18 protein-coding genes are annotated in these 24,078 nt (G+C 63.0%); 6 read left to right on the plus strand and 12 right to left on the minus strand.

Annotation, left to right across the window (positions count from 1 at the left end):
* Positions 1-9 precede the first annotated feature (9 nt).
* A complete protein-coding gene (locus A4H34_RS10785; RefSeq protein WP_197480372.1) occupies positions 10-165 on the minus strand; it encodes a gallidermin family lantibiotic in 156 nt (51 codons plus the stop codon).
* 622 nt (positions 166-787) lie between these two features.
* Here A4H34_RS10785 and A4H34_RS00240 point away from each other — a divergent pair.
* The 5 genes from A4H34_RS00240 (at position 788) to A4H34_RS00260 (ending at position 6,326) form a co-directional block, all read left to right on the plus strand.
* Entirely contained in the window at positions 788-2,446 is a 1,659-nt protein-coding gene (locus A4H34_RS00240) for an L-lactate permease (RefSeq protein ID WP_009198549.1), read from the plus strand.
* A gap of 74 nt (positions 2,447-2,520) precedes the next feature.
* On the plus strand, positions 2,521-3,309 hold the full coding sequence (locus tag A4H34_RS00245) for a (Fe-S)-binding protein (RefSeq protein ID WP_064230671.1): 789 nt from the start codon (positions 2,521-2,523) through the stop codon (positions 3,307-3,309).
* Positions 3,306-4,859 (plus strand): LutB/LldF family L-lactate oxidation iron-sulfur protein, encoded by a 1,554-nt coding sequence (locus A4H34_RS00250; RefSeq protein ID WP_064230672.1) that lies wholly within the window; start codon positions 3,306-3,308, stop codon positions 4,857-4,859. The genes A4H34_RS00245 and A4H34_RS00250 overlap by 4 nt, the downstream gene beginning before the upstream one ends.
* Positions 4,856-5,509, plus strand: coding sequence for a LutC/YkgG family protein (locus A4H34_RS00255; RefSeq protein ID WP_064230673.1), 654 nt, complete (start codon positions 4,856-4,858; stop codon positions 5,507-5,509). The genes A4H34_RS00250 and A4H34_RS00255 overlap by 4 nt, the downstream gene beginning before the upstream one ends.
* Positions 5,484-6,326, plus strand: coding sequence for an SMP-30/gluconolactonase/LRE family protein (locus A4H34_RS00260; RefSeq protein WP_009198545.1), 843 nt, complete (start codon positions 5,484-5,486; stop codon positions 6,324-6,326). The genes A4H34_RS00255 and A4H34_RS00260 overlap by 26 nt, the downstream gene beginning before the upstream one ends.
* A 341-nt stretch (positions 6,327-6,667) precedes the next feature.
* Here the strand turns inward: A4H34_RS00260 and A4H34_RS00265 are convergent, their stop codons facing one another.
* The 8 genes from A4H34_RS00265 to A4H34_RS00305 all read right to left on the minus strand — a co-directional run bounded on the left by A4H34_RS00265 (position 6,668) and on the right by A4H34_RS00305 (position 18,718).
* Complete coding sequence (locus tag A4H34_RS00265; protein ID WP_064230674.1) at positions 6,668-8,323, minus strand: amidase domain-containing protein; 1,656 nt, start codon at positions 8,321-8,323, stop codon at positions 6,668-6,670.
* Positions 8,324-8,860: 537 nt separating this feature from the next.
* The gene (locus A4H34_RS00270) at positions 8,861-9,178 is read right to left on the minus strand and encodes a hypothetical protein (protein ID WP_040322614.1); all 318 of its coding nucleotides are present in this window, start codon (positions 9,176-9,178) and stop codon (positions 8,861-8,863) included.
* Positions 9,179-9,872: 694 nt separating this feature from the next.
* Entirely contained in the window at positions 9,873-11,693 is a 1,821-nt protein-coding gene (locus A4H34_RS00275) for an alpha/beta hydrolase (RefSeq protein WP_064230675.1), read from the minus strand.
* A 573-nt stretch (positions 11,694-12,266) separates the two neighbouring features.
* The gene (locus A4H34_RS00285) at positions 12,267-14,618 is read right to left on the minus strand and encodes an ABC transporter permease (RefSeq protein WP_064230677.1); all 2,352 of its coding nucleotides are present in this window, start codon (positions 14,616-14,618) and stop codon (positions 12,267-12,269) included.
* Between the two features lie 2 nt (positions 14,619-14,620).
* Positions 14,621-15,451, minus strand: coding sequence for an ABC transporter ATP-binding protein (locus tag A4H34_RS00290; protein ID WP_082902946.1), 831 nt, complete (start codon positions 15,449-15,451; stop codon positions 14,621-14,623).
* A 179-nt stretch (positions 15,452-15,630) separates the two neighbouring features.
* Positions 15,631-16,887 (minus strand): HAMP domain-containing sensor histidine kinase, encoded by a 1,257-nt coding sequence (locus A4H34_RS00295; protein WP_064230678.1) that lies wholly within the window; start codon positions 16,885-16,887, stop codon positions 15,631-15,633.
* 115 nt (positions 16,888-17,002) lie between these two features.
* Entirely contained in the window at positions 17,003-17,791 is a 789-nt protein-coding gene (locus tag A4H34_RS00300; protein WP_064230679.1) for a response regulator transcription factor, read from the minus strand.
* A gap of 120 nt (positions 17,792-17,911) precedes the next feature.
* Positions 17,912-18,718, minus strand: coding sequence for a TetR/AcrR family transcriptional regulator (locus A4H34_RS00305; RefSeq protein ID WP_064230680.1), 807 nt, complete (start codon positions 18,716-18,718; stop codon positions 17,912-17,914).
* Between the two features lie 110 nt (positions 18,719-18,828).
* Here A4H34_RS00305 and A4H34_RS00310 point away from each other — a divergent pair, with 110 nt between their 5' ends.
* Entirely contained in the window at positions 18,829-20,991 is a 2,163-nt protein-coding gene (locus tag A4H34_RS00310; protein ID WP_064230681.1) for an MFS transporter, read from the plus strand.
* A gap of 39 nt (positions 20,992-21,030) precedes the next feature.
* Here A4H34_RS00310 and A4H34_RS00315 read toward each other — a convergent pair whose 3' ends face one another.
* The 3 genes from A4H34_RS00315 to A4H34_RS00325 form a co-directional block, all read right to left on the minus strand.
* Positions 21,031-21,660 carry an anti-sigma factor domain-containing protein gene (locus A4H34_RS00315; protein WP_009198529.1) on the minus strand — a complete coding sequence of 210 codons (630 nt, stop codon included), beginning with the start codon at positions 21,658-21,660 and terminating at the stop codon, positions 21,031-21,033.
* Positions 21,657-22,205, minus strand: a complete 549-nt coding sequence (locus tag A4H34_RS00320) for a sigma-70 family RNA polymerase sigma factor (RefSeq protein ID WP_231870894.1) — start codon at positions 22,203-22,205, stop codon at positions 21,657-21,659. The genes A4H34_RS00315 and A4H34_RS00320 overlap by 4 nt, the downstream gene beginning before the upstream one ends.
* 123 nt (positions 22,206-22,328) lie before the next feature.
* Positions 22,329-24,011 carry a cytochrome c biogenesis protein CcdA gene (locus A4H34_RS00325; RefSeq protein ID WP_064230683.1) on the minus strand — a complete coding sequence of 561 codons (1,683 nt, stop codon included), beginning with the start codon at positions 24,009-24,011 and terminating at the stop codon, positions 22,329-22,331.
* Positions 24,012-24,078: the final 67 nt, after the last annotated feature.

Consider the following 24,078-nt stretch of genomic DNA (forward strand, 5'->3'; position numbering starts at 1 on the left):
ACTCACGACTCAGCAGCAGAAGCTGCAGAAGCTTCCGCCTCCCTGGCTCGTGCAGAAAGCGGTGCAGAGGCTGACGCTCGTGATCTGCGGGGTCGCCGCAGCGGCGGGCATCGCGTCGATGTCGACGTCCAGGTCGAGCATCGTGGTTTCCATCATTGCTGTCATTGTTCCGTTCACCTCCTTTCCATTTTCGAAGCACACGGCGCAAACAAGCTCGTAATTGAAGCCCTTGACACAACTCCGATTAGCGAAACATATACGGAACTTCATCTTGGATTAGATGAATACCCGACGAACGAATGCCAATCAGAAAAGCATGAATTGCGATCAAGTCCGAGCTAGCGAACTCCGTACGCTTTTATCTACACGTTTAGCTTAACCGAACGCAAGCGTAGAGTAAATGTAATCTGGATCACGTTCAACATCAAATCTTGAGCTTCTTAAAACAATATCTTGGGAATTTTTTAACCGTTTCTCGTCCCGGGAACGCTTAGCATGCCCGATCTGAAGAAAGTTAGCTTTCCTTCCGCACTGCGAAGTAAGTGGCTGACGCCCCTCCGTCGAGAGTCCTTGGTTCGCATTCGAAACAACGCGAAAAGTCTCCAAGTCGTCGGGGAAAACCCGCTCGCATTGAACTCGAAGAAACGCCGGGTGTAACGTAGGCCGCATATCATGAGGTTTCGGTGCGTGAAGGGGACGGCCGAGACTCTCACCATTTCGGTCACTTTCAGACCGTAACCAACGGAGGTACGGCCAGGGGCAGATTCCCTCGCAGAAAGGAGACCCCATGATCCACGCCGCTTACACGCCGTCGACGACGGCGGTGGGATCGTCGCTCGCCTTGACGGCGCTGCTCGGCCTTCTGCCGCTCGTCGTCTTTTTCGTTCTTCTGGGCGTATTCAAGGTGAAAACGCACGTGTGCGCGATCATTTCGCTCGCGGCGGCCCTCGCTGCCGCAATCCTCGCCTTCGGCATGCCCGTCGACCTCGCGTTGCTTTCCGCGACCCAAGGCGCAGCCTTTGGCCTCTTTCCGATCGTCTACATCGTCATCATGGCCGTGTGGCTCTACAATCTGACGGAGAAAACGGGACGCTCGGAAGACGTCAGGCGGGTATTCGCAGCCGTCGGCAAGGGCGACATGCGGGTTCAGGCGCTCCTCATCGGCTTCTGCTTCTGCGGCCTCATGGAAGGCCTCGCGGGTTTCGGCGCGCCTGTCGCGATATCCTGCGCCATGCTGCTCGCCCTCGGCGTCCCCGCGATCAAGGCGGCGCTCGTGACGATGGTGGGCAACGCCCTCAACGTCTGCTTCGGCGCGATGGCCATCCCGGTGACCACCGCGGCGAAGCTCGGCAACTCCTCCGCCGACGCCGTCGGCGCGACCCAAGGCCGCATCACCCCGCTCTTCCTGTGCTGGATCCCCGTGCTCCTCCTCGGCATCCTCGACGGCAAACGCGGAATGAAACAGGCGTGGCCCGCCGCGCTCGCGGCCGGCGTGACCATGGGGCTGGGCCACATCTTGGCCGCAAACTTCCTTTCCTACGAGCTGACGGCGGTTTTCGCGTCGCTGCTCTCCTTCGCCTCGGTCACCCTCCTTCTGCGAGCGTGGCGCCCCCGAACGCCTGAGGAACAGCTGTCCGAGACGTCCTCGGAAAAGCTCAGCGGCTCGCGCGTGGCCCTGGGGCTCCTGCCCTACTGGCTCGTGGTCGTCATTTTCGCCGTCGCCAAGCTGTGGACGGCGGGAATCGACGTGCCCAAGGCACTCGAATCGACGGACGTGACGTTCGGCTGGCCGGGGCTCGACGGTCAGCTCGTAGACGCCAAGGGGCAGGCCGTCAAGGCAACACAGTTCACGTTCAGCTGGCTTTCCTCGCCGGGGACGATGCTCCTGCTGACCGGGCTGATCGTCGCCCTCGTCTATGGAAAGAGCAGCTCCGGCGGAAAATACCCCTTCTCCTTCGGCAAGGGGATGACGACGCTATGGAAGACGGTCGTCGACCTCAAGCTCGCCATCCTCACCATCGCCGTCGTCATGGCGCTCGCATACGTCATGAACCTCTCGGGCCAAACGGTGGCCATCGGCACGTGGCTCGCCGCGGCGGGCGGCGCATTCGCCTTCCTCTCGCCCATCCTCGGGTGGGTCGGCACCGCCGTGACCGGTTCGGCGACGTCGGCCGGCGCCCTGTTCGCGAATCTCCAATCGACGGCGGGAGCAAAGGCCGGAATCAGCACTCAGCTGCTCTTGGCAGCCAACGAAATCGGAGGTGGCATCGGAAAAATAGTCAGCCCTCAGAACCTCGCAATCGCGGCCACGGCGATCAAGGAGCCCGGATCCGAATCGACGCTCCTGCGCAAAGCCGCCCCCTACTCGATCGCTTTCATCGCGCTGCTCGGCATGATCGTGGTGCTTGCTTCGAGTGGGACGCTGGGGTTCCTCATCACAAACTGACGCCAGGATTTCATCCGCACGGTAGGCAAGGGGCTTCCGCCCAGTCCAAGCCCCTCAACAGAAAAGGCAAACGTATGAAAATCGCACTGTTTTCAACGTGCATCGCGGACGTCATGTTTCCGCAGGCGGCGCAGGCGACCGTCCATTTGCTCGAACGTCTAGGGCACGAGGTCTACTTCCCCGAAGAGCAAGGCTGCTGCGGCCAAATGCACGTCAACACGGGTTACTATCCCGAGGCCATGCCGCTTATTCGCAACCACGTCAACACCTTCACCCCCGTGCTCGACGGGCAGTGGGACGCCATCGTCGCCCCATCGGGCTCGTGCACGGGATCGCTCCGGCATCAGGCGTCGCTCGTGGCGAGAGACCAGGGCGAGCCGCAGCTCGCGGTCTACGCGGAAGCGCTCGCCAAGAAGACCTACGATCTTCCCGAATTGCTCGTCAACGTGCTCGGAATGGTCGACGTCGGCGCCTATTTCCCTCACAGGGTCACGTATCACACCACGTGCCATTCCCTGCGGATGGCACGCATAGGCGACACCGCCACGCGGCTCATTGCCGCCGTCCGGGGCATCGACTACGTGCCGCTGCCCGATTCCGACGTCTGCTGCGGCTTCGGAGGGACCTTCTCGCTGAAGAACCCCGAGGTCTCGGCTGCGATGCTCTCCGACAAGATGGCGAACATCATCTCGACGGGCGCAGAGATCGTCGTGGCAGGCGACTATTCGTGCCTGATGAACATCGGCGGAGGCCTGGCGCGCTCCGGCTCCGGCATCAGATCGATGCATCTGGCCGAAGTCCTCGCTGGAACCGAGGAATCCCCCTGGTTCGCCCCCGCAACCAACACGAAGGTAGGTGCATGATGGGAGCCGTCTCTGATTTCGCCAAGAGATTCCGCCCCTCGACGTGGACGGAGAAAGACGCCGAAGAGGCGAAGCTCGGCTGGCATCCGGGCCACCCGATTCCCGACGATCCGCTGCAGTGGGGCGAGCATTTTCCCCGGGCTGCTCACGAGACCCTCAAGAACACCCAGATGCGGCGCAACCTCGGATATGCGACGGGCAAGATCCGGGCCAAGCGCAATCTGCGGGTCGAGGAAATGCCCGATTGGGAAGGCCTTCGCGAGGCGGCGTCGAACATCAAAAGGGCCGTAACGGCCGACTGGGTGAGGCTCCTCGAGCAATTCGAAGAAAACGTCACCAAGCGCGGCGGCGTGGTCCACTGGGCGCGCGACGCCGAAGAGGCCAACGCAATCGCGCTCAACCTCATTTCCGCCAAGGGAGTGGACGAAGTTGTCAAGGTCAAGTCGATGGCAACCCAAGAAATCAACCTCAACGAGCATCTGGAAGAGCACGGGATCAAAGCGTGGGAGACTGACCTGGCCGAGATGATCGTCCAACTCTCGGAAGACATGCCCTCGCACATCGTCGTCCCCGCGATCCATCGCAACCGCGCCGAAGTGAAAGCCATCTTCGAGGCGAGGATGGAGGCGGCTCAGGGTCTGAGCGACGAACCGCGCGTCCTCGCCATGGCCGCTCGCGCGCACCTGCGCAAAAAGTTCCTGACGGCAAAGGTCGCACTCTCGGGCGCAAACATCGGGGTGGCCGAAACCGGCACGGTGGGAATCTTCGAGTCGGAAGGCAACGGCAGAATGTGCCTGACCCTTCCCGAAACCCTCATCACGATCATGGGAATCGAGAAGCTCGTGCCGCGGTATCGCGACATCGAGGTCATCGGCCAGCTTCTGCCGAGGTCGGCGACCGGCGAGCGCATGAACCCGTACACGTCGTTCTGGACGGGCGTCACCGAAGGCGACGGGCCGCAGGAGTTCCACATCATCCTTCTCGACAACGGGCGCACCAACGTGCTGGCCGACGAGGTCGGGCGCGAGGCCCTCAAGTGCATCCGCTGCGCCGCCTGCATGAACATCTGCCCCGTATACCGCCACACGGGCGGGCACGCCTACGGCTCGGTGTATCCGGGCCCGATCGGCGCCGTCCTCACACCGCAGCTGCTAGAGGCCTACGATCGCAGCGATCCAGCGTCCAGTCTGCCTTTCGCCTGCTCCCTGTGCGGTGCGTGCGGAGACGTCTGCCCGGTCAAGATCGACCTTCCGAACATCCTCGTCCATCTGCGCCACAAGTCGGTCGAAGCCAACCGCGGCGGCATTCCGAACATCTGGGACGTGGGCATGGCCGTCTCGTCGAAGGTCATGCGTTCGGGCAAGGCGATGGAGGCCGCGGGCAAAAGCGTCCAGGCTGGGCGTCTGATCGCCGGACCCAACCTGAAGATCAGCCGCGTTCCGCTTCCGGTTGCGAAAGCATGGACGAGGGTGCGCGACGTTCCGGCGCCGCCCGCCCAAAGCTTCAGGCAATGGTGGAAGGCGCGCGAAGAAGAGGAGGGCGGACGATGAAGGCGGCCAAAAGCGCACGCGAGGAGATCTTCCGCCGAATCCGAGCGGCGGGACCCATCCCCGTGCCTGAGATTCCGCGAGACTATCGCACAAGAGGCGACGGATCGGACGTCGTGGCCGAGATGGAGGAGAAGCTCGTCGATTACACGGCGAAGGTCACCCATGCGGCCACCGCCGCCGACGTGCCGGCCGCCATCGCCGAGGCGCTGTCGGACGCGGCGAGCGTCGTCGTGCCGCCCGGGCTTGACCCCGCCTGGGCGGAGGCGGCCGCGAAGGGCCGCGAGATTCACGTCGACGAGCCGCCTTTGACCAATGCCGAGCTGGACCGGATCGACGCCGTCGTCACCGCCTCGCGCGTGGCCGTTGCCCTTTCGGGCACGATCATGCTCGACGGCGCGCCGGACATGGGCAGGCGCGCGATCTCCCTGGTCCCCGACACCCACGTGGTGGTGCTCAAGGCCTCGGACATCAAGGCGACGGTCCCCGAGGCCGTCGCCGTGCTCGGCGAGAATCCGACGCGTCCGACCACGTGGATCGCCGGCCCCTCGGCGACCTCGGACATTGAGCTGGTGCGCGTCGACGGCGTCCACGGCCCGCGCAATCTTCGCGTTATCATCGTCGACGATGGAGAAGACAACTCAAATAACTGACGTCGTCGCCTTCCACGGCGAAGGCCCGGCTTGGCATGCCTCGTGGGGCGGGCTGCGGATCGTCGACATGCTCGCGGGCGACATCCTCACGATCGGCTCAGACGGAAGCGTCGATCGGCTGCCGACCGGTTCGTCAGTCGCGGCCTTCGTGCGGCCTCGCGCGGGCGGCGGGTACGTCGTGGGCGTCGAGCGCGGTATCGCCCTGGCCGATTCGGCCTTCGGCGCGCCCGTCCCGCAAGCCGAGATGTGGGCGGACCCCGGCGTTCGCATGAACGAGGGCGGCGTCGACCTTTCGGGCAGGCTGTACGCCGGGTCCATGCCGTACGACAAGACCCCGGGCGGCGCCAAGCTCTACCGCATCGGGGCCGACGGCGCCGTCGACGTCGTGCTAGATTCCGTCACCACGTCCAACGGCATCGACTTCACGGCCGACGGAAGGTTCGCCTACTACAACGACACCGCCACGGGCGGAACGAGCGTATTCGACGTCGACGAATCGGGAAGCCTCGTCAACCGCAGACTTTTCCACGACGGCGACGGCGGACGGCCCGACGGCCTCTGCGTCGATTCCGAGGGCAATGTGTGGTGCGCGATGAACCGGGTCGGCAAAGTGCGCCTCTACTCCCCCGAAGCCGAGGTGCTCGGCGAGTGGGAGCTTCCCGTGCGCGGGGTGACGGCGGTGACCCTCGGCGGGGAGGACCTTCGCGACGTTTTCATCACGACGTCGCGCGAGACGGCCGACGAGCCGGGCGCGGGCGCAGTCTTCCACATGCGGGCGGAGGTCGCGGGCCAGCCGCTGCGCGCATTCGCCGGCTGAGCGAGCGGAGGCGGCGAACAGACGGACCGCACACGCGCCCACAGAGCGACCGCGCATGCGCCCCTTCAGGCCGACTGCGCGTGCGTCCGCAGACCGACCGCGCGCGGAGATTGGGATTGAAAGCGAGGACAGAATCGCCGTCATCAGCCTCGCAAGAAAACGCATGACGCCTCCGGACCCATGGCGTCCTCGCAGACTTGATGCGCGTCGTCGTCGCGCAAACGGGATCAAAGAAACGGGGCGCGGGCTGCCTTCCAGCAAAACCCGCGCCCCGCCTTTCGCGGACGCTGCGTTTCAGTGCGGAGGCGCTTCAGCGGCCGCCGCTGTCTGTTGCTTCGCCCTTACTGTCCGTTGCTGTCGCCCTCGGCGGTGATCCAGTAGCCGCGCTGCTTCCACACGGAGGCGAGGCCGTTGCCATGGACCCAGCCCTCGTAGTTGCGAGTGTGCTGTGCGATGGCGAAGGTCCGGTACGTTCCATACTCGTCGCTGACGACGTCAGCCTGCTCGGTCACGAATGCGGTGTGGTAGACCTTGCCGTTCGAGTAAGCCAAAGCCACGAAGGATCCGCGGTGGACGCGAGAGGCAAACTCGGTCCAGCTGGTGGTTCCCTGGTTGAGACCCCAGTGGCGGGCAAAGGCGTTGGCCACAGCCCACGAGTAGGTGTGCCTGGTGGAGTTGCCCCACGGGTGCGGGTGCCAGTAGGCGTCGGTGGGCTGCCCGCCGGCCGCGAGAATCTGGGAGGCGAAGTTCGTGCAGTCTGCGTGCTCGAAGTACTTGTACTGCTGAGTGTTCGGCGTGAAGGCGTACTTCTTGGCGTAGGCAACGGCCGCATCGACATTGGGAACCGTGAGCTTTTTCGTCTGAGGCTGCGTTGGGGCGGCAGGCGTTGTACTCGGGCTGGTCTGCTGCTGCTCGCCATTCGGAGCGGTCGGCGAAGCGCTCTGACTGGGCTGGCTCCCATCGGGATTGGACGGCGTTGCACTCGGGCTGGTCTGCTGCTGCTCGCCATTCGGAGCGGTCGGCGAAGCGCTCTGGCTCGGCTGGCTCCCATCGGGGCTGGACGGCGCCGCGCTCGGGCTGGTCTGCTCGCCATTCGGAGCGGTCGGCGAAGCGCTCTGGCTCGGCTGGCTTCCATCGGGGCTGGTCGGCGTCGCACTCGGGCTCGGCTGGCTTCCATCGGGGATGGTCGGCGTCGCACTCGGGCTCGGCTGCGACCCTCCAGGGTTCATCTTCAGGCCGCCGGTCATCGAATCGAGCTTCTGGGTGAGGGTGACGTTCTTCTTGGAAGCCGCCGGAATCGTGCTGTCCAGAATGCCTCCGGTCCGGATGATCGCCGAGACGTTCTTGGTCTTCGTCGCGTAAACGAGCTTGGGAAGCACCTGCTCCGTCTTCGCGTTGTCGGCGGGAGCCGCAAGGGTGGAGGAGAAATCGGCGACGGCGAAAATCTCATCCGAAGACACAGGGGTGTTCGCAGCCATGACCTGATCCGAAAGGGCATTGACGTACTGCGTGGCGGTCTGCTCCGAAAGGTCCGGGAGCTTGAAGTGCGCACGGATCTTTGCAATGGAGGCTGCATGTGTCGTTTTAAAGCGCGCAAGAGCCGCCGAGGGGTTCGTGTATTGCGGGGTCGCTTCGAGGGTGTATTCCCTCCCGTCAATGGCAAAACGGTAAGAATCCCGCGTGGTCTTGAAACCCGCAATCGAGCGGGCGGGGGCCTTCCTCGTGACCAAATATCCCCTCACGCCGTAGGACCTCTTGGGAGTGTTCGTATTGCCTTGGGATCCATCGGCCCCTCCTTGGGAATCGCCGGGCGAGCCTGCCGAGCTCCCCGAGTTTCCCGGAGCGGGCGTGGGATCCTCGCCTACGCGGAGACCGATGGATTTCCCCGCGGAGGAAGAAACCGGACCCGAAGCGCCGACGTCGGCGACGGCGGGGGCCACGGAGATCAGGGAAAGGAAAGAGGCGATCGCGGACACATGTCGAATCCTGCGTTTCATGTAGATTGCCTTCCGTTCAAAGGATGGTGGTGAGCTTTTCAGCCTTACCTGCGTGAGATCGTGATTTACTTGGCCTACCGCAAGGCGGCTCATGGACTTCAACCATTTCATGGATCGGAAAATGGATGAAGGGACTAAAGTCCTAGGTAGAGGATAAGCTGGAACACAAGGAAAAATCGGGATACGACATCGTTTCGCTAAGAGCGGGATACCACTTTTGATCGGAAGTAAGAGCTGAATATCGATCGAAATATTCGTTATTTATATGCACATCTTTCGGTACGGTTTCTACGACTGCATCCATTAACACATCAGAAAGTTCGGAACGACGCAATTGTCTCTTTCACACAACCTACTAGTTAGAAAAATTATTACGGCGCAAGTCCACGTCGATTACTTGCAAATACCCTCAAACGACCGCTTTGGCGTACTCAGGCATCGTTGTTGCCCGGGGAGCCCGATCAGGCGACAGGCTTTTCTTTGACTGCAATCCTTTGACTGTGAGCTCTTTAGACTCGGTCGCCGTCCGAGCCGCAGCTAGACGATTTCGTTGCGCCCACGCGGAGGCCGCTTGAAGCCGTCAGCAGAGTCGGCGTCTGCGCCTTCGACCTTGCTCTTCACCTTGAGAAGGGCTTCTTTGTAAGCGCCGAGCCGCAGAAGATAGTCCGATCGACCTTCGGCGACGCTCCGTGCCGCTTGTTCCGCTTTGCCTTCCAGACCGCCGCCCACGAAGGCGCCTGCACTCGCAGCGATCTCGCTTTCGCCTTTTGATTCGCGGACCTGTTCGACGGCGGAGTCAAACTTCCACAGCATCGAATCCACGACTTGAGGGTCGTACCGGAGCCTATCGACCATAGTCATTCCTTTCCCTTGGTTTGAGTGGCGACAAAAGAACTTGTCGGGGCGGCGCTGGGCGAACCAGGCGGGGAGTAGGGGGCCCACGTTTCGGGCGGATTGCCATCCTCATGCCGCCCAGTGGTTCGCAGCCGCTCCGGGACAGCCTCCGTCCCAGCTGGCCACCCTTCATACACTTCGCCTTTCGCGCACCCCGTATCTATGCGAACAAAACTCTTCACCCTGTACCTAATAAGGATGCGAGCTCCATCTGGGCGTGCAAACACAGCCGATTGCCCTCCGTTCTTTCCCGGAGCTTCCGTTTTTGGAGATCCGAATCCTAGAGGTTTCGCCAACTTGTACATACGGCTTAAGGCCGCCTTCCATTTCTCTGGCGTCAACGGCCCGGCAATGGCGAGGTCATATCTCTCCGAGGCGTACCCACTTGGGCAATGCACTCCGAAATTCTCACCGATCTGGGCATGAACTCGAAGCGGCTCCCATTCGCCGACGCCGAACTTTTTCGACAACATGTCGTAAAACGACAACAGGAGGCCGATAGTCTGACGCCGTTCCTCGACAATCGACAGACTGCTCACCCGTGTGGGCGTAACATCGCCGTTCACGTTCTCATCCTTTCCAGAGACACAGGAAGACAAAAATAGGAGAAGAGCCCCGACAAGGCCGCCAACTGTCGACGGAACACGGCGCATCGTCAACGCTCCGGGAAGTAGATGCCGTTGCCCGCGACAACGCTGGCGATATTCTTCACCGAGGTCCGCATCTGCCCGTTTTCGGCATTGTTCATGTATTCAGAGTGCCCTTTTGATCCGGAATAGTGCACACCGTCAGCATCGGTGGCTTTGTCTGTGCTGAAATGCTCGTAGTTGAGGTTATTATGAGGTTCCGGCGTGGACGGGCCGAAGCTCTGATGCCATCCAGACCACGCCACCTTGTCGTCTTCTGCACCGCCAATGCTTGTGTGACCGGGAACCATGTTGAGCTCCGAGTTCGTCACCGCCTCGAATCCCGGCGATCCGTAGGCGATAAAGTCATCTGGAGCGGTAGTCTGCCTAAGGGCCTTCCCCGCTACCGTTGATCCGTACGAATGACCCGTTACGACCATATGGGGATCGCCTGCATGAGTCGCCTGAAGCCCATCGCACAAACCTGCTAGCTTGCGCGCGCCGATATCCGCTTGTTTCGACCCCAGAACACTTCGATCGGGATTCAAGGACTCTCCCATCGACGGCGCATCGTAATTGAGGTTGTAGACCCCAGCGACTTTCTCGCCTGGACGCCCCGAAGCTCTCAGCTCTTCCCTGCTCGCATCAAGAACCGTATTCATATCCCTGATTCCTCCGCCCCATCGACCGTCACTTTGGACGATGCTTCCATAAACACTGGAGTTCATGCCCGGAGTGTGCACTTGCAGGTGCTTCGCATGATCGACGTCGCCAATCCCCACAGCAGCCCGCAAATGACCGTCCTTGGGAGAATCAAAAGCCATGAGGCTGTAATCGGCCGAGCTCTTGTCAAGAAGCGCATCCAGTTCGGCGGGGCTCTTAGGGCAGGGAAACTTCAGAGACAGAGCATTGAGCTCAGCTCTGCGCTGGAGCAACGCCCGCAGCTCTTTGCTGCGCCGATCAGGGCTTAGAGGATCGCTCTCGCTCAGCTCATGCCGAGGACCCTGCCGGTTCCACGGGCTGTTGTCTCTGACCTCTTTGGCAGCTTTCCTTTCCTCTCTCTGTTTTTCCTTTAGTTCGCGCTCGAGCTCCTCGACCCTGCGGTTGACCGCATCCCGCTCGGCCTCCAGACGAAGAACATTCGCCTTGTGCCTAGCCATGGTTGGAATGCCATCGAGATTGCCAATCCAGTCGGGGTGCTCCTTGATAATTTTCTTCTGATCCTCCACGGACATCGCCGTCCACCAGTCGTTGACCTCCTCAACGCCCCATTTCGAATTGGGTTTCTTCACGCCCCACCCGAAGATCTCAGGCTTTGGCCCCACCGCCATTTTCTTAATGTGCGCCAGACTGTCGTATAGATCGCCCGCCGCGTTAAGCAGGTCCTTCCCTTTCTGGAGGCAGACGTTGACGAACCTTTGAAGCCTGCGCCCCGGATCGGTTTCTTCGTTCAACAAACTCGCTCCGCTGGTCATGAGTTCGTCGAGGTTGATCTGACAATTGGGGTCAATATTGCGAACTTTGCCGTCGGATGTGAGAACTCCTCCTGCTGCGTGAATGATGGAGGAAACCTTCTTCGCTTGGATGACGAGCTTGGACACCGCCTGGGCAAGCTGCTCGAAATCGGTCTGCGCTTTCTGGTACGCCGCGCTCACATCCGAAGCATCGTCGGCCAGCGCCCTCCGCCTACGCATTTCGGCCTCGACGAACTCCCCCGAGAGATCGGCGTTGTTGATGTCAAGGATCTGATCACCCACATCTTTGTATCTCTTTGCCAGCCCAGACGCTTCCGAGGCGGCGCTATCCAGCGGCGCCCCACTCCACCGCTCGAGTTCGTGAAACGAGACCATGGACCTGTTTTCCTTCCAATGCGTGATGTTTCGGCTATGGCAAAGTCGCTTGGCTTAAGTATGCCACAGCCCGCGAAAAGGCGGGGGCGTTTTCAGAGTTTCAAAATATGAAACCGCGAAAACAATCTGTGGAATTTAATTCTGTCTCGCCCCCCTCTAAAGAGCGCCCTCTCAAAGCCGGTCTAAATCACTGTTCCGATTCCCGTAATTTCAAGGAGCCCATGACGCGCATCTCGACAGATTCGCAACTTTGGAATTATTCAAGAATTCTTTCGCTCGATGCGTCTCGGTTGTCGGGCCGCATTATGGCCCGCACCCGGGCACCGTCAAATGTCGGCGGATTCGCCTTCCCAGCGCGGCTCAGGTCCCGCTCACCAGAGCCGCTCAAACTCCGCCTCGCCAGCGCGGCAGGGCGCCAAGCGGGAAAACCGCATCCGCTCGGCGCCCCGCGCCATTCGTCAGAGGCGGAGGCGACGCGTCTTCGTCGCGAGCCGTTCCATTGCGTTCGGTGAGTTCGACGTCGGCCCATCCGACCAGCAACTCCCCGAAGCATGCACTCGTCGACAACCGCCCCTACTCCGTCAGCAGCTCCCTCGATGTGACCGTGCGCGTCTCGCGAGCCAGGACCATGACGAGCAGGGCGGTTATAACAAGCAGCGCCATGCCCAGGCCGGCGACCATGGGGACCGGCATCTCTGCATCCAGCCGCTCGACTCCCAGGGACCGAAGCAAACCCTCGAATAAGGGAATGGCGGTCACACTTCCGATCGCGATCCCGATCGCGCCGCCTATTGCAACGGGCGGAAGATAGCAGGCGAGCATTTGGCGCATGAGCTGGGCATTGGTGAATCCCGCAGCCTTGAGCACTCCGAAAGTGCGCCGCGAGCGCACCATCGCCGAACCGACCACCAGGCCGATCACCAGCATCGTCACTAACCCTGCCACGCCGAAGATCGCGAAGGACATCGTCTTGCTCATCGCGAGGTAGGGAGCGACGTAGGATTCGGAGATCGCATACGAGTTGACGACGTAGTCGTACCGCCCCTTCATCTCGGTTCTCACTTTGCCGACGAAGGCGTCGATGTTTTGACCTTCCTTGAGGACGGCGGTCGCGTACTTTGGCTGGTAGGCGGCGTTCATGCGCTTGGCGCCGTCGATGGTGACCGAGGCGACCATGCCCATGCGCACAACGGTCTGCGTCAAACCCGTCACGAGGTAAGTCGCCTTTCCTCCTTGAAAATCGACGGTCACTTCGTCGCCGACGTCCACGCCAAGGCTCTTCGCGAACTTGCCGCCAAGGGATATTTCATTGGCGGACTTCGGATATCTGCCCTTGTAGACGGACCGGCTGCCCTTCGAGGAGGGATAGGAATCGGCGACCGAAAGTGACACCGTGCGCCCGGACACGTCGGCGTTCCTGGTGTTGTCGAAGATCTGAACACGCTCGACTCCGGGCATCGCCCCCAAGTCTTTGCGCACGGCCTCGACCGAGCCGCCTTTCAGCACCGAGACGGTGACGTCCTGCCGGTCCCCGATGAAAATGCCGACCACCTTGCGGGAATCTTTGAACAGGGCCGAGTACAGTGCCACGGAAAAGACGGAGGCGAAAGCAACCATCGCGATCACAATGACCACCATGATCGTCTGAGCCCGGGCCTGAAGAGCGGACTTCACACCGAGCACGAGCGTCAGCGGCCCGCGGGCCTTTCGCAGGGGCAAATGATTGGAGTGGAATGAGTGTGTGGCCTCCCCGCCGCGCAAGGCCTCGACGGGAGGTATCTTTCGCACTTTTCTGGCGACCGCGAGGGCGGTGACGCCGACGACCGCCAGCATCGCTCCCGCTGCCGCGCCCACTCCCGCGAAGCCGACCTTCGGAGACCACTGCAATCCGGACTGGGACTCGACCAGCTGGCGTATCGCCGGGAAGAGGGCGACGCCGACCGCGGCCCCCGCAAGGGAAGCCGCCAAGGCGACGATCGCGAAGGGCAGAGCGAGCAGCCGGGCAATGTGGCCAGAACGGAAGCCGAGGGCCTTCTGCGTCCCCAACGCAGGCATCTCGCGGACGATGACCGAGCGGATGGCGAATCTGACAATGACCGCCACCACGGAGGCGACGATCGCCGCGAAAAGAATGAAGGAGAAAATGAGGACGTTGGCGGGGATCATCAGCACCGAAGAAAGCAGCTTCCACCCGACGCTCACGAGAACCGGGCTTGCAGTCCCGCTTTGCACCGCAGCCTTCGTCACCTTCGAAGAAATCTCGGCTGCGACGTCGTCCGCCTGCGACACGTCTTTAACGAGCGCCCTCAGCTGCCAGACGCGGTTCATTCCCGGAGCCGACGCCAAAGCGGCGGCCTCGGAGGCCTTCACCCGAAACTCGACCTGGATCGAGCCCAGCACGCCGCTCACAGGATTCTCGTGGAATCCCTGAATGTGATACCGATGTTTGACTTCGCCTACGGTTATCGCAAAGGGATCTCCGAGCTCGTATCCTCCGGCCGTCTTGAAGGAATACGGCAGCCATATGGGGTCGGCGTGACGCTTGGAATCCTCGGCCACAACTCCGCTTCGCCCAATGCGCGTGTCTTTGTCTTGTTCAAGGATCGTAACGGCGCTGATCTGCTCCTTGCCGTCGTACTCGAAGGTCGCACCTGCCCGCAGCGTCTGAAGAAGTATGTGATCCTTGACCCGGCCGTCTTCCCTGGCGATTCTCTCGGCGTCGCGGGCGCCTTTTTCGTTCTCGAGCAGGATGAAAATATGCTCGGTGTTGAGCTTGGCTGTGGCGTCGTCCAAAGTCGCCGGATACTGGAGGATCAGAACGGCCGCCAGGTGCAGCATCGCTGACGCGATGGCCACGAGCAGGCCGACGATGACGAACTGTCCGGCCGATCTGCGCAGGCTTCGTTTGAGGAACATGCGGCGCATTGTCACCACCCCATTTCCTCGAGGAACGCGGCGAGACGGTCGCGGCGGTCCTTGTCCGCGGTCTCGAAGGCGCCCAAGTTCAATTCGCCCTGGATCGTCCCGTCGCGCAGGTAGAGGATGCGGTCTCCGCGCAAAGCCGAGTTGAGGTCGTGGGTCACCATGGCCACCGTCTGGCCGGCGCGGTTGACTCGGCTGAAAAGATCGAGAATGCGCAGCGAGTTTTCGGAGTTGAGCTGCCCGGTGGGTTCGTCGGCGAAGACGACGTCGGGTTCGTTGACAAGGGCCCGGACGATGGCGGCCCTCTGGCCCTCCCCGCCCGAAACCATCCCCGGAAACTTCTTTCTGGTCGCCTCGTCGACGCCCACGAGGTCAAACAGCGCATCGACGCGGGCGGCCACGGCCTTTCGCTTGCCGACGAGCAGCCCCGGCGCCATCGCATTGTCCGTGAGGGACATCGAGTCGAGAAGGTTGATCTGTTGGAAGACGAAGCCGCAGTGGGTCCGCCGGAAGACCGCCAGCTTGTCCTGGCTGAGCTCTGTGAGGTCCTCGCCGTCGAACACCACGCTTCCCAGGGACGGCTTGTCCATGCCCGAAAGCGCGTAAAGGAGGGTGGATTTTCCTGCGCCGGAGGGCCCCATGATTACGGTGAAGCCGCCGCGGCGGATCGTCAGGTCAAGGTTCTTCAGCACATGCTGCTGGGTCCCCTTGTGCGAGAAAGTCTTCGAAAGCTTCTTCGTCACAATCACGTCCTTGGAGTGCGACGTTTTCCTCTCAGATTGCGCCGTGTCATTGTTCTTTTCGCGTACCGCATTGCGGTTCTCTGTTGCGCTCATGCTTCCAAGGTACGCAACAACCGATTACGAAGCCTTTTCGCAATTCTTAACTGTTTCTTAACTCTGCCGGCAAGATTCTAAACGGTGCGCGCCCCATATTTCAGCGCGCCTTGCCATTGCGCCCGGAGAGAAGGGCCGCTCGATCGGCAGAACCGAGCCTTGCGCCCCGCCCGCATGCCTCACCTGGCGAGCGGGATTTCAAGGACGACGGCGAAGCCGGGGTCGGCCAGGCGGCACGAAAGCGCCCCGCCCATGCGCTCCATGAGGCAGCTTGACGTGTAGAGGCCGAGTCCCTCGCCGGGCACCCCCTTCACGTTCGAACCCCGCACGCCCTTGCCCAAGATCGCCTCGATCTCTCCGCGGTCCACGCCCGGGCCGCGGTCGCGGACGACGATGAGAAGGAAGTGCTCGTCGACGCTTGCTTTTACTTCGATGGGCGTGCCGGCGTACTTGCGCGAGTTGGCGACGACGTTGTCGAAGACTTGCCGCATGCGCAACCGGTCGACGGAAACCAGGCAGTGCGGCAGGGAAAAGTCCCCCATCGCCTCGTCCGCGTCTGCCGCCCTCAACCACCTTTCTACGTCCTCGCTGCCGACAGGAACGGGGGCGACCCGAAGGGAGGCGATTTCCTCGCGGTTGGCCCGGGCGACGTCCGCCATGAGCTCTTCGATCTGACCGGCCTTCTGACGAATGACCTCGATCTTCTCGCGTTTGGATTCGCTGGCCTCCGTCGCCTCGAGGAGCTCCGCAGTGGCGGCGATCGAGGCGACAGGCGTGCGAATGTCGTGCCCCAGCTCGGCCACAAGCTGTTTCTTCGACTCCTTCGCCGCGGCTTCGGCCCTACGCGCCCGGCCGAGCTCGTCGCGCATGATGTCGAATGCCTCGGTGAACGGACCGAACACGTTGTTCCGATCCATCCGCAAGGGGACGTCGAGATTGCCTTGTGCCACCTCGCGCGCAAAGAAACTCAACTGTTTGAAGGGCCGCAGGAGGCGCCGCCTGGACACCGCGACGACGAGAAGGCAAAACGAGGCCACTGCGAGGATCGTTCCGCCCGCCAGCCGGAGCGCCGCCCTCCGGGCCTCTTCCTCCTTTTCCACCCATCCGTTGTAAATCCACATGCGCCCAACGTGCCTCCCTCCCGCGACAAGCTCGAAACCGACCGCGCCCGTCCGCATAGCGTCGCGATCGCCGTCGATCCTTCTGCCGCGCGAGTACACGAGCGATCCGTCGTCTCCAACGACGGTGACCCGGGGAAAACGCCGACCGGTCCGGGCGTCGGCCGCGCGGGCGTCGGGCCAGGACTTTTCGACCGCTTCGACGAGCTCGTTGGCGGGCACGACGTCGGACTTGAAACCCTTGGCGGGCTCGGAACCGAACAGAATCGCAAGAGCGGCGGCTGCCGCGACGACGACAGCGGCGACGGCGCCCTTCATCGGCCGCCCTTTCCCCGGCTGTCCGCTCCCTGGCTTTTTCCGCCGTTCGCCCTCAGGCCTTTCCTTCTTCGGCCGCCTGCTAGCCTAGCCGGAATCGCCGAGGCGTCCCGCGTCGTCACAGCGTTTCTCCGGCCTTCGCGGGCCTTTCTCCTGCTCTCGCGGGCGTTTCTCCTGCTCTCGCGGGCGTTTCTCCTGCCTTCAAGGACGCCCCGCCCTCGCGAAAACGGTATCCCCTCCCCCACACCGTGCAGATGTACGCCGGATTTTCGGGGTCGGGCTCGATTCGCCTGCGGAGGCGGCGCACGTGGACCGCCAAAGTGCCGTCGCCCGTGACGGCGCCGCCCCACACCTTGTTCAACAGCTCCCGTTTTTCGACGATCCTCCCCCGGTTGGCCACAAGGTAGGCGAGCAGGTCAAACTCCATCGCCGCGAGCTGGATCTCCGCGCCGTCGACGCTCACCCGGGAGGATTCGAGGTCGACGGCGAGCCATCCGTCGTCGTAGACGCCGGCCTCACGCCCGCCCCCAGATCCCGAGGCCGACCTCGCCAGAGCCCGCCGCACCTTCGCCACAAGGAGGGCCAGCGAATAGGGTTTGACGATGTAATCGTCCCCTCCCAGCGTCAGGGCGAGAATCTGATCGTCTTCGCCCGTGCGCGCCGAAATGAAGACGACCGGGGTGTCTCTGTCTTTGCGGAGCCTGCGGCAGAACTCGAATCCGCTGGCCCCCGGAAGGTTGACGTCCAACAGTATGAGCCGCGGATCCAGTTTCGACACGGCCGTGAGGGCTTCCTCGGCGCTGCCCACAGCGCGGGCCTCGATCTGCGACAAATTGAGGTACTCGACCGTCGAGGCCGCAAGCGCCGCTTCGTCTTCGACCATCAGCACATCGATTTGCTCCGCCATTCGTCAACCCTAAAGCCGCGCGGCGAGCCCGGGCAAGGCGCGCAGCTGGCCGACCGCCTTCGCCCTTCCCGCGGGGACAGCACGGCAGCGCGGCTACGGCGTTTGGGATGTCGGCAGCCTTCACCCTTCGCGCGGGGACAGTACCCTTTCGAGCGCCGCCGTCGAACGCTCGTACCTGGATTCGCCGGTGATGACGAAATCGACGATCGCTCCGAAGTAGCTGTCCATGAGCAGGCGAACGACGTCGGCCGTCGGCAGCGCCGGATCGACGACGCCGCAGGCCTTCCACCGATCGACCAGGACGGTGAGAGCTTTCCGAAACTCCGAGTGCCTGCGCCGCATGTCCTGGTTGAGGCCGGGGTTGCGAATGGTCTCCGCCCACGCGTTCACGGCCAAACGCACCGAGCGCAGCATCCATTCCGGGGGCTCTGCGCCGTCGGTCCGGCCCATCTCCTCGAATATCCGCAGAGCCTCGTCCGTGTGGACGTCGTCGGCGACGTCCTCGCCTCCGGAGGCTCGCCCGCCTTCGCCAGGCCTCTGCCTGCCCTCTTCGGATGTCTGTTCGCCTTCGTCGGGAGCGTCTTCCTCGTCACTTCGAAACCTTTCGCGCTCCACCTTCTCCATATGCTGCCAGAAAGCCAAGGCGACTTCTGCGTACACCTCCCTCAAGGAGGGAGGATTCTCACGTTTTGCGAGAATCGCGATTCTCGCAAACACGGCGTCGGTTCGCTCTTTGCACACCGTCACGATCAGCTCGTTTTTTCCGCCCGGAAAGTAGTTGTAGACGGTGCTCGTGGACATGCCGACGGCGTCGACGACGTCGTCCATCGAGGTCGCATGAAAGCCGTTCTCGGCGAAGCACGCTTCCGCGGCCACGACTATCCGCTCGCGTTGGCGCTTCTGGTGGCCGGCGCTGACTCTGGGCATGTTTCAAGGGTACCCTGACCCGTAAATCGAAACGAGCGTTGTTGCTAACGGCCTGCATGCGGCGTAAGCTCGCATGAGTAAAACGATCGTTTCGATTTGAAAGCGTTCACATGTCTGCCATCACTCAAGAGTCCACCGCCACAAGCGGCGGGAAAACCAAGAACAAAGCCGCGATCCTCACGAGCATCATCACAACCCAGCTGATGATCGTGCTCGACATGACGATCATCGCCGTGGCGCTGCCAAGCATGCAGAGCAGCCTCGACATGACCGACGCCCAACGCCCGTGGATCGTCACAGCGTACACGCTGGCCTTCGGCGGCCTCGTGCTCTTCGGCGGGCGCCTCGTCGGAATCATCGGGATCCGACGGGCCTACCCGATCGGCCTCATGGGATTCTCGATAGCCAGCCTTGTGGGCGGCCTGGCGCCGTCCTTCGCCGTGCTGGCCGGCGCACGCGCCGCCCAGGGCGTCTTCGGCGCCTTGCTCGCCCCCACCATTCTGGCCTTCATCAACAACTCCTTCGTCAATCCCAAGGAGCGCGCCGGCGCCTTCGCGCTCATAGGCGCCACCGGAGGGATCGGCGCCGCAGTGGGCCTCCTCCTGGGAGGGGCGCTGACCGACCTCCTCAACTGGCGATGGGCGATGTTCGTCAACATTTTCATCGCCGCCTTCGCTCTCGTCACCAGCCGCAAGACGCTCCCGCCTACTCACAAGAACAGTTCCGGGGCTTCGATCACGGACGACTTTTTCGGCCTCGTGTTGGGGTGCATGGGACTCTTCAGCGTCGTCTTCGGCCTCGACCGCGCCGAACGCACATCGTGGGGTTCGGCATCGACCGTCACGTTCATCAGCGTCGGCTGCGCCCTGCTTGTCCTTTTCGTCATCCGGGAAACGACGGCCCGCAAGCCCGTGTTGCCCCTGTGGATCGTCGCGAATCCGGCGCGCAGCGCCTCGTACGGCACGCAGTTCACCTTCGGCGCGGCCCAAATGGGCACGGCCGTCTTCATGACGTATTACCTGCAGGAGCACCTTGGATACTCACCGATGAAGACGGGCGTGGCCATGCTCCCGATGGTCGCCGGCATCGTCGTCGCCGCGGCGATCTCCGGCAAGCTAATTTTGCCGCGCCTGGGAGCGCAAGCCGCATTCCCCCTCGGGCTCGGCCTTTCCGCCGCGGGCGCGGGAATCCTGTCGCTCATGGACGTCGATTCGTCGTTCGCACAAGCGGCCCTTCCCGGCCTCATAGTCTTCGGCCTCGGCATGGGCGTCGCCGTGCCCATCGCGTTCAATACGGGCACGCGAGGCATCGGCCCGTCGCACATCGGCCTGGCCTCGGCGACGCTCAACGCGAGCCAGCAGGTGGGGTCCTCCTTCGGCGTCGCGATCCTCTCGACTTACGCGACGCACCTGGGCAAGTCGTACGCCACCGATCACATGGACGGTTTCCGATCGAAGGTCGCGACCGCCCTCTTCAGTGCCCAGACCAGTCCGCAATCCCCGGACGGCAAGAGGATCATCGCCTCCATGCGGGCCGAGTTCGCCGACGAGGCCCAGGTCAACGCCTATTCGGGAGGCTTCGTGCTGCTTGCCATTCTCATTGCCAGCGTCGCAGCCGTCATCGCGATAGGCGCCATCGCGTTGAGAATCGCGCGGCGCCGCACGGGCGCCGGAACCGCGAGCGCCACTGCCCCGACGCCCAGCACGGCGCCTGTGACGGCACGCATCGAGATCAGCGAGCCGAGCGCCGCCTCGCGGGATTCCGCGTCGGCCTTTGCGGCTGGGGCCTCGCCGGCTTCTCAGGCTTCGCCCGACGTCGAAGATTTGTCAGCCTCCGAGGGCGTCGCGTCCGCCGCCGAAGCCACACCCGCCGCCGAAGCCTTGCCCGCTGCGTCCCCGACGCCCCTCGCGGCAACCTCGGCCGGGCCCGCGACGACGCCGAACAACGAGCCCCCGACGCCAGAAGCAGAGGGAACCGAGCCAAGCGCGGGGGCGCCGAACCCGGAAGTCCCCGCTGACCAACGCCAAAGCCAAGGCGACGTTCCAGCCCTGGACATCGAGATCGAGAGCCCCGCGCTCGACGCGCTGGCAGCTTCACGCTCGGCTTCGTCGGCCGCGGACACACCCGACGATCTGACCGTGCGTTACTCCGAAGAAGTCGGACAGACGTCGGACGGATCGACGGCGCGGACCATTGCCATAACGGTCACGGGCACTGCCCTGGCGACGGCCGCGTTTGCGCTGAAGGTCGTGCGCCGCAGGCGTTCGAAGTGACTCACGTCGGGCCCGGCGTCACGCACCGGGCCCGACGTCTCATTTTTTGCCCATGGGGATGTCCGCGACCATGTCCGACGACGGAGCAGACGAACCTGAAGCCGGCTCCATCGTCAGCATGACCGATTCCCCCTCGTCCGGCATAGCAGACAAAAACGCGTACCGCGCCTTGCTTCCCGAAGGGTACATGCCCATCGAGGTCATTCGCCTGCCCTTGACCGACCAGGCTTGAACGGCTTTTCCGCGTGGAATCTGCATCCCCGCGGGCATCACCAGCGCCGCGGAATGCTCCTTGTACGACCACACGAGCCGGATGGTGTGTCCATCGGCCATCTTGTGGGACGTCTGGCTGTAATCGGACGCCTGGTTCAGGGCATTGAACTTTGTTTCATCGGACATTCCGCGCATCGTCCACGCCCTGCCCGCGGCGAAGCCCCCGGCGGCGAGGAAGACGGCGGCGGCCGCCCCCGCGAGCCTTCGCACCCATGTTCTTCGCCTGGGAAGCTCGACGACGTCGGCGCGGGCATTCTCTGAGCCGCCCGAAGAAATGCGCGCCATGAGCTCCGCCTTGACGTTAGCGGGCGGCTGCAGCGGCTCGCCGTCGAAGGCGGCCGCGCCCAGCAGTTCGGCTTCGGGAGTGCCGAAGGCGATGTCGTCGCGTTCGGTCATCGGTCCTCCACAACCTCGCGCAGCTGCGCGATTCCATTCCTGATATGGGTCTTGAGGGTGCCCAACGGCATATTCAAAGCCTGCGCCGCCTGCACGTGGGTCATCGACTGGAAGAAGACCGCGTCTATGCAGGAGCGGACCGGCTGGTCGAGGTCGGCGACGGCCCGTGCGACCTCGCCGCGCCGCTCGCGAGAAAAGACGGCCTCGGCCACGGAATCGCATTCGACGTCGAACTTGGCCGAAGAAGCCTCGCGAAGACGCCGGGACTCGTTCGACCGAATGCAGTCGATGGCCCGCCTCCGAGCAAGGACGGCCAGCCACGCCTTGGCGCTGCCCTTCGCGGGGTCGAAGGACGACGCGCGCTTCCACACCTGCCAGAAGGCCTCCTGCAGAACGTCTTCGGCCAGGTCGGCGTCGACGACGATGCGGCGAATGAGGGCCAAAAGATGGCCGGCGGCACGGTCGTAGAGGAGGCCGAAGGCCTCGCCGTCGCCCTTCGCGACCGCGGCGAGCAAGCGGTCGAGATCGTTGTGAGCATCGTGCACGGCAACTATGCTAACGGCTCGACCGGCGACTCGCCGTCCAACGCTCTTCGCAGCCGGCATCGCTCCCGCCGTTGGACGCGTTGCCATCCTTCTGGCCGCCGCTGTCCCTACGACCCGCATCGCTCACCCGAATGTGAAGGAGTGGAGACGAACACCGCCGCTTGCCGCGACCGTGAGGGTGCCCCTCTTGGCGGCGTCGCCGGGAAGAAGGTCGATCGCGTTGGGAATTCCTTCGACTTTTCTTGTGTAGCTGCGCCCCTGGAAGGTGTAGGTTATTTCGCCTTTGCCCGATGCGACGAGGTAGACGCGACGCGAATGAAGCCCCAGTTTCACGCTTGCGCCTTCGGAAGCGGGCGCGGCCGATTCGCCGTCGGCCGTCCATTTGCCTGAAAGGTTGAACTTGCCCGGTTTCGGGTCGTCTGACAGGCCGTAGTCGACGGTGCCCTCGGCAAAGGGAACCTTGCCGTCGTAGTAACGCGCCCTGTCCGGGAAAAGATAAGTCTCCGGATTCGCCTCCTCGGCCCGAGCGGCGTCGGCCTTCGAATCGTCCTTGTTGGAGAAAACCGGATCGGGAAGCTTCTTTCCCGGGTTTTGCTTGGCGAGCAGTTCTCGGATGAGCCTCTCCGTCCTCGCTTCGCCGTTTTCGCCGTAGTGGATGTGCCGAACCTTGCCCTGCGCGTCCACGAGGTAGTGCGCGGGCCAATAGTGGTTGTCGAAAGCGTTCCACGTCTTCAGATCCGAATCGACGGCGACGGGATAGGTGATTCCGAGCTTTTGCGCGCCGCCCTTGACGTTTTCCGGCTCTTTTTCAAAGGCGTACTCCGGCGAATGGACCCCGACCGCCTGAAAACCGTAGTCCCGGTAGGCCTTGTAGAGTTTCTCGATCCCCGGCGCCGAGCGCTGGCAGTTGATGCACGAGTACGCCCAGAAGTCGACGAGCCGCACTCCGCCGGCGGGCACATTGTGCTCGAGGGCGCGGCCGCCGGGGGTGTTGAACCAGGCGGCAATCCCGGTTATCGCGGGCTGCCGCCCGCAGTCGGCGAGTTCGGGCGAATCCGGCGAGCACGTGAACTTTCCCGGCTGCTCGCCGTGGAGATACTTGTCTGCGGCCCTTTGGAGGTTCGCCGTGTAATCGGGGAGGGCCCGCTGGATTCTCGCCGGCAGATCGAAGACGATGCCCGCCGCCAAGGCGATCATCGCGCCTCCCGCTGCCATCCGAATGCCGCGCTGTCGCTTCCGATAGCCCTTGACGCGCTCGGTCACGCCCCGCCCTGCGAGGGCGAAGAAGAAGAGGGGAACGGCGACGCCGACGGCGAAGGAGATCGCCAGCGCCGCAGTTTCGGCGCCGACTCTCCCCGTCGAGCCCGCCACGCTGATCGCGGCGAGCACCGGTCCCGCGCATGGAACGTAGGCGGTTCCGAGCACGAGGCCGAAGACGAATCCGTTGGAACGCTTGTCCACCTGTTTCATGCGTATGCGCGCGAACGGCTTTTCCAGCCATTCCTCGACCTTCGGGATCATAAGCGAGACACCGATGAGCGCGAGGAGGGCGACGCCTGCCCACCGAATGAAATCTTGGGGAAGCCCAAGAAGGCTGAGGACAGTCGATCCGAGCAGAGTCACGGTCGTGAAGGAGACGACCAGCCCGAGCGTGACGAGCAGGGGATATTTCCTCGACGGCGATTTGCCGTCGGAAGATGCGCCGGTCGCGCCCGCGAGGAAGATGATGGGGAGCATCGGCAGTATGCACGGCGATACGCCCGTGATCAGGCCGCCGAACAAGCCGATGAGAATCTGCGAGAACATGATTTCCTTTTCGCCGCCGTTTGTATTTCACCGTTGGTTCGACGCCGACGCCGCCCACAGATGTGTG

It is taken from the genome of Peptidiphaga gingivicola (assembly GCF_001652275.1).
GTDB lineage: Bacteria > Actinomycetota > Actinomycetes > Actinomycetales > Actinomycetaceae > Peptidiphaga > Peptidiphaga gingivicola.

Excerpts from the sequence above, each read along its gene's own strand:
- A4H34_RS00275 (WP_064230675.1), bottom strand. The coding sequence starts at position 11,693 with ATGGTCTCGTTTCACGAACTCGAGCGGTGGAGTGGGGCGCCGCTGGAT.
- A4H34_RS00245 (WP_064230671.1), top strand. The coding sequence starts at position 2,521 with ATGAAAATCGCACTGTTTTCAACGTGCATCGCGGACGTCATGTTTCCG.
- A4H34_RS00285 (WP_064230677.1), bottom strand. The coding sequence starts at position 14,618 with ATGCGCCGCATGTTCCTCAAACGAAGCCTGCGCAGATCGGCCGGACAG.
- A4H34_RS00315 (WP_009198529.1), bottom strand. The coding sequence starts at position 21,660 with ATGACCGAACGCGACGACATCGCCTTCGGCACTCCCGAAGCCGAACTG.
- A4H34_RS10785 (WP_197480372.1), bottom strand. The coding sequence starts at position 165 with ATGACAGCAATGATGGAAACCACGATGCTCGACCTGGACGTCGACATC.
- A4H34_RS00270 (WP_040322614.1), bottom strand. The coding sequence starts at position 9,178 with ATGGTCGATAGGCTCCGGTACGACCCTCAAGTCGTGGATTCGATGCTG.
- A4H34_RS00255 (WP_064230673.1), top strand. The coding sequence starts at position 4,856 with ATGAAGGCGGCCAAAAGCGCACGCGAGGAGATCTTCCGCCGAATCCGA.
- A4H34_RS00260 (WP_009198545.1), top strand. The coding sequence starts at position 5,484 with ATGGAGAAGACAACTCAAATAACTGACGTCGTCGCCTTCCACGGCGAA.
- A4H34_RS00290 (WP_082902946.1), bottom strand. The coding sequence starts at position 15,451 with ATGAGCGCAACAGAGAACCGCAATGCGGTACGCGAAAAGAACAATGAC.
- A4H34_RS00240 (WP_009198549.1), top strand. The coding sequence starts at position 788 with ATGATCCACGCCGCTTACACGCCGTCGACGACGGCGGTGGGATCGTCG.
- A4H34_RS00295 (WP_064230678.1), bottom strand. The coding sequence starts at position 16,887 with ATGAAGGGCGCCGTCGCCGCTGTCGTCGTCGCGGCAGCCGCCGCTCTT.
- A4H34_RS00265 (WP_064230674.1), bottom strand. The coding sequence starts at position 8,323 with ATGAAACGCAGGATTCGACATGTGTCCGCGATCGCCTCTTTCCTTTCC.
- A4H34_RS00250 (WP_064230672.1), top strand. The coding sequence starts at position 3,306 with ATGATGGGAGCCGTCTCTGATTTCGCCAAGAGATTCCGCCCCTCGACG.
- A4H34_RS00310 (WP_064230681.1), top strand. The coding sequence starts at position 18,829 with ATGTCTGCCATCACTCAAGAGTCCACCGCCACAAGCGGCGGGAAAACC.
- A4H34_RS00300 (WP_064230679.1), bottom strand. The coding sequence starts at position 17,791 with ATGGCGGAGCAAATCGATGTGCTGATGGTCGAAGACGAAGCGGCGCTT.
- A4H34_RS00325 (WP_064230683.1), bottom strand. The coding sequence starts at position 24,011 with ATGTTCTCGCAGATTCTCATCGGCTTGTTCGGCGGCCTGATCACGGGC.
- A4H34_RS00305 (WP_064230680.1), bottom strand. The coding sequence starts at position 18,718 with ATGCCCAGAGTCAGCGCCGGCCACCAGAAGCGCCAACGCGAGCGGATA.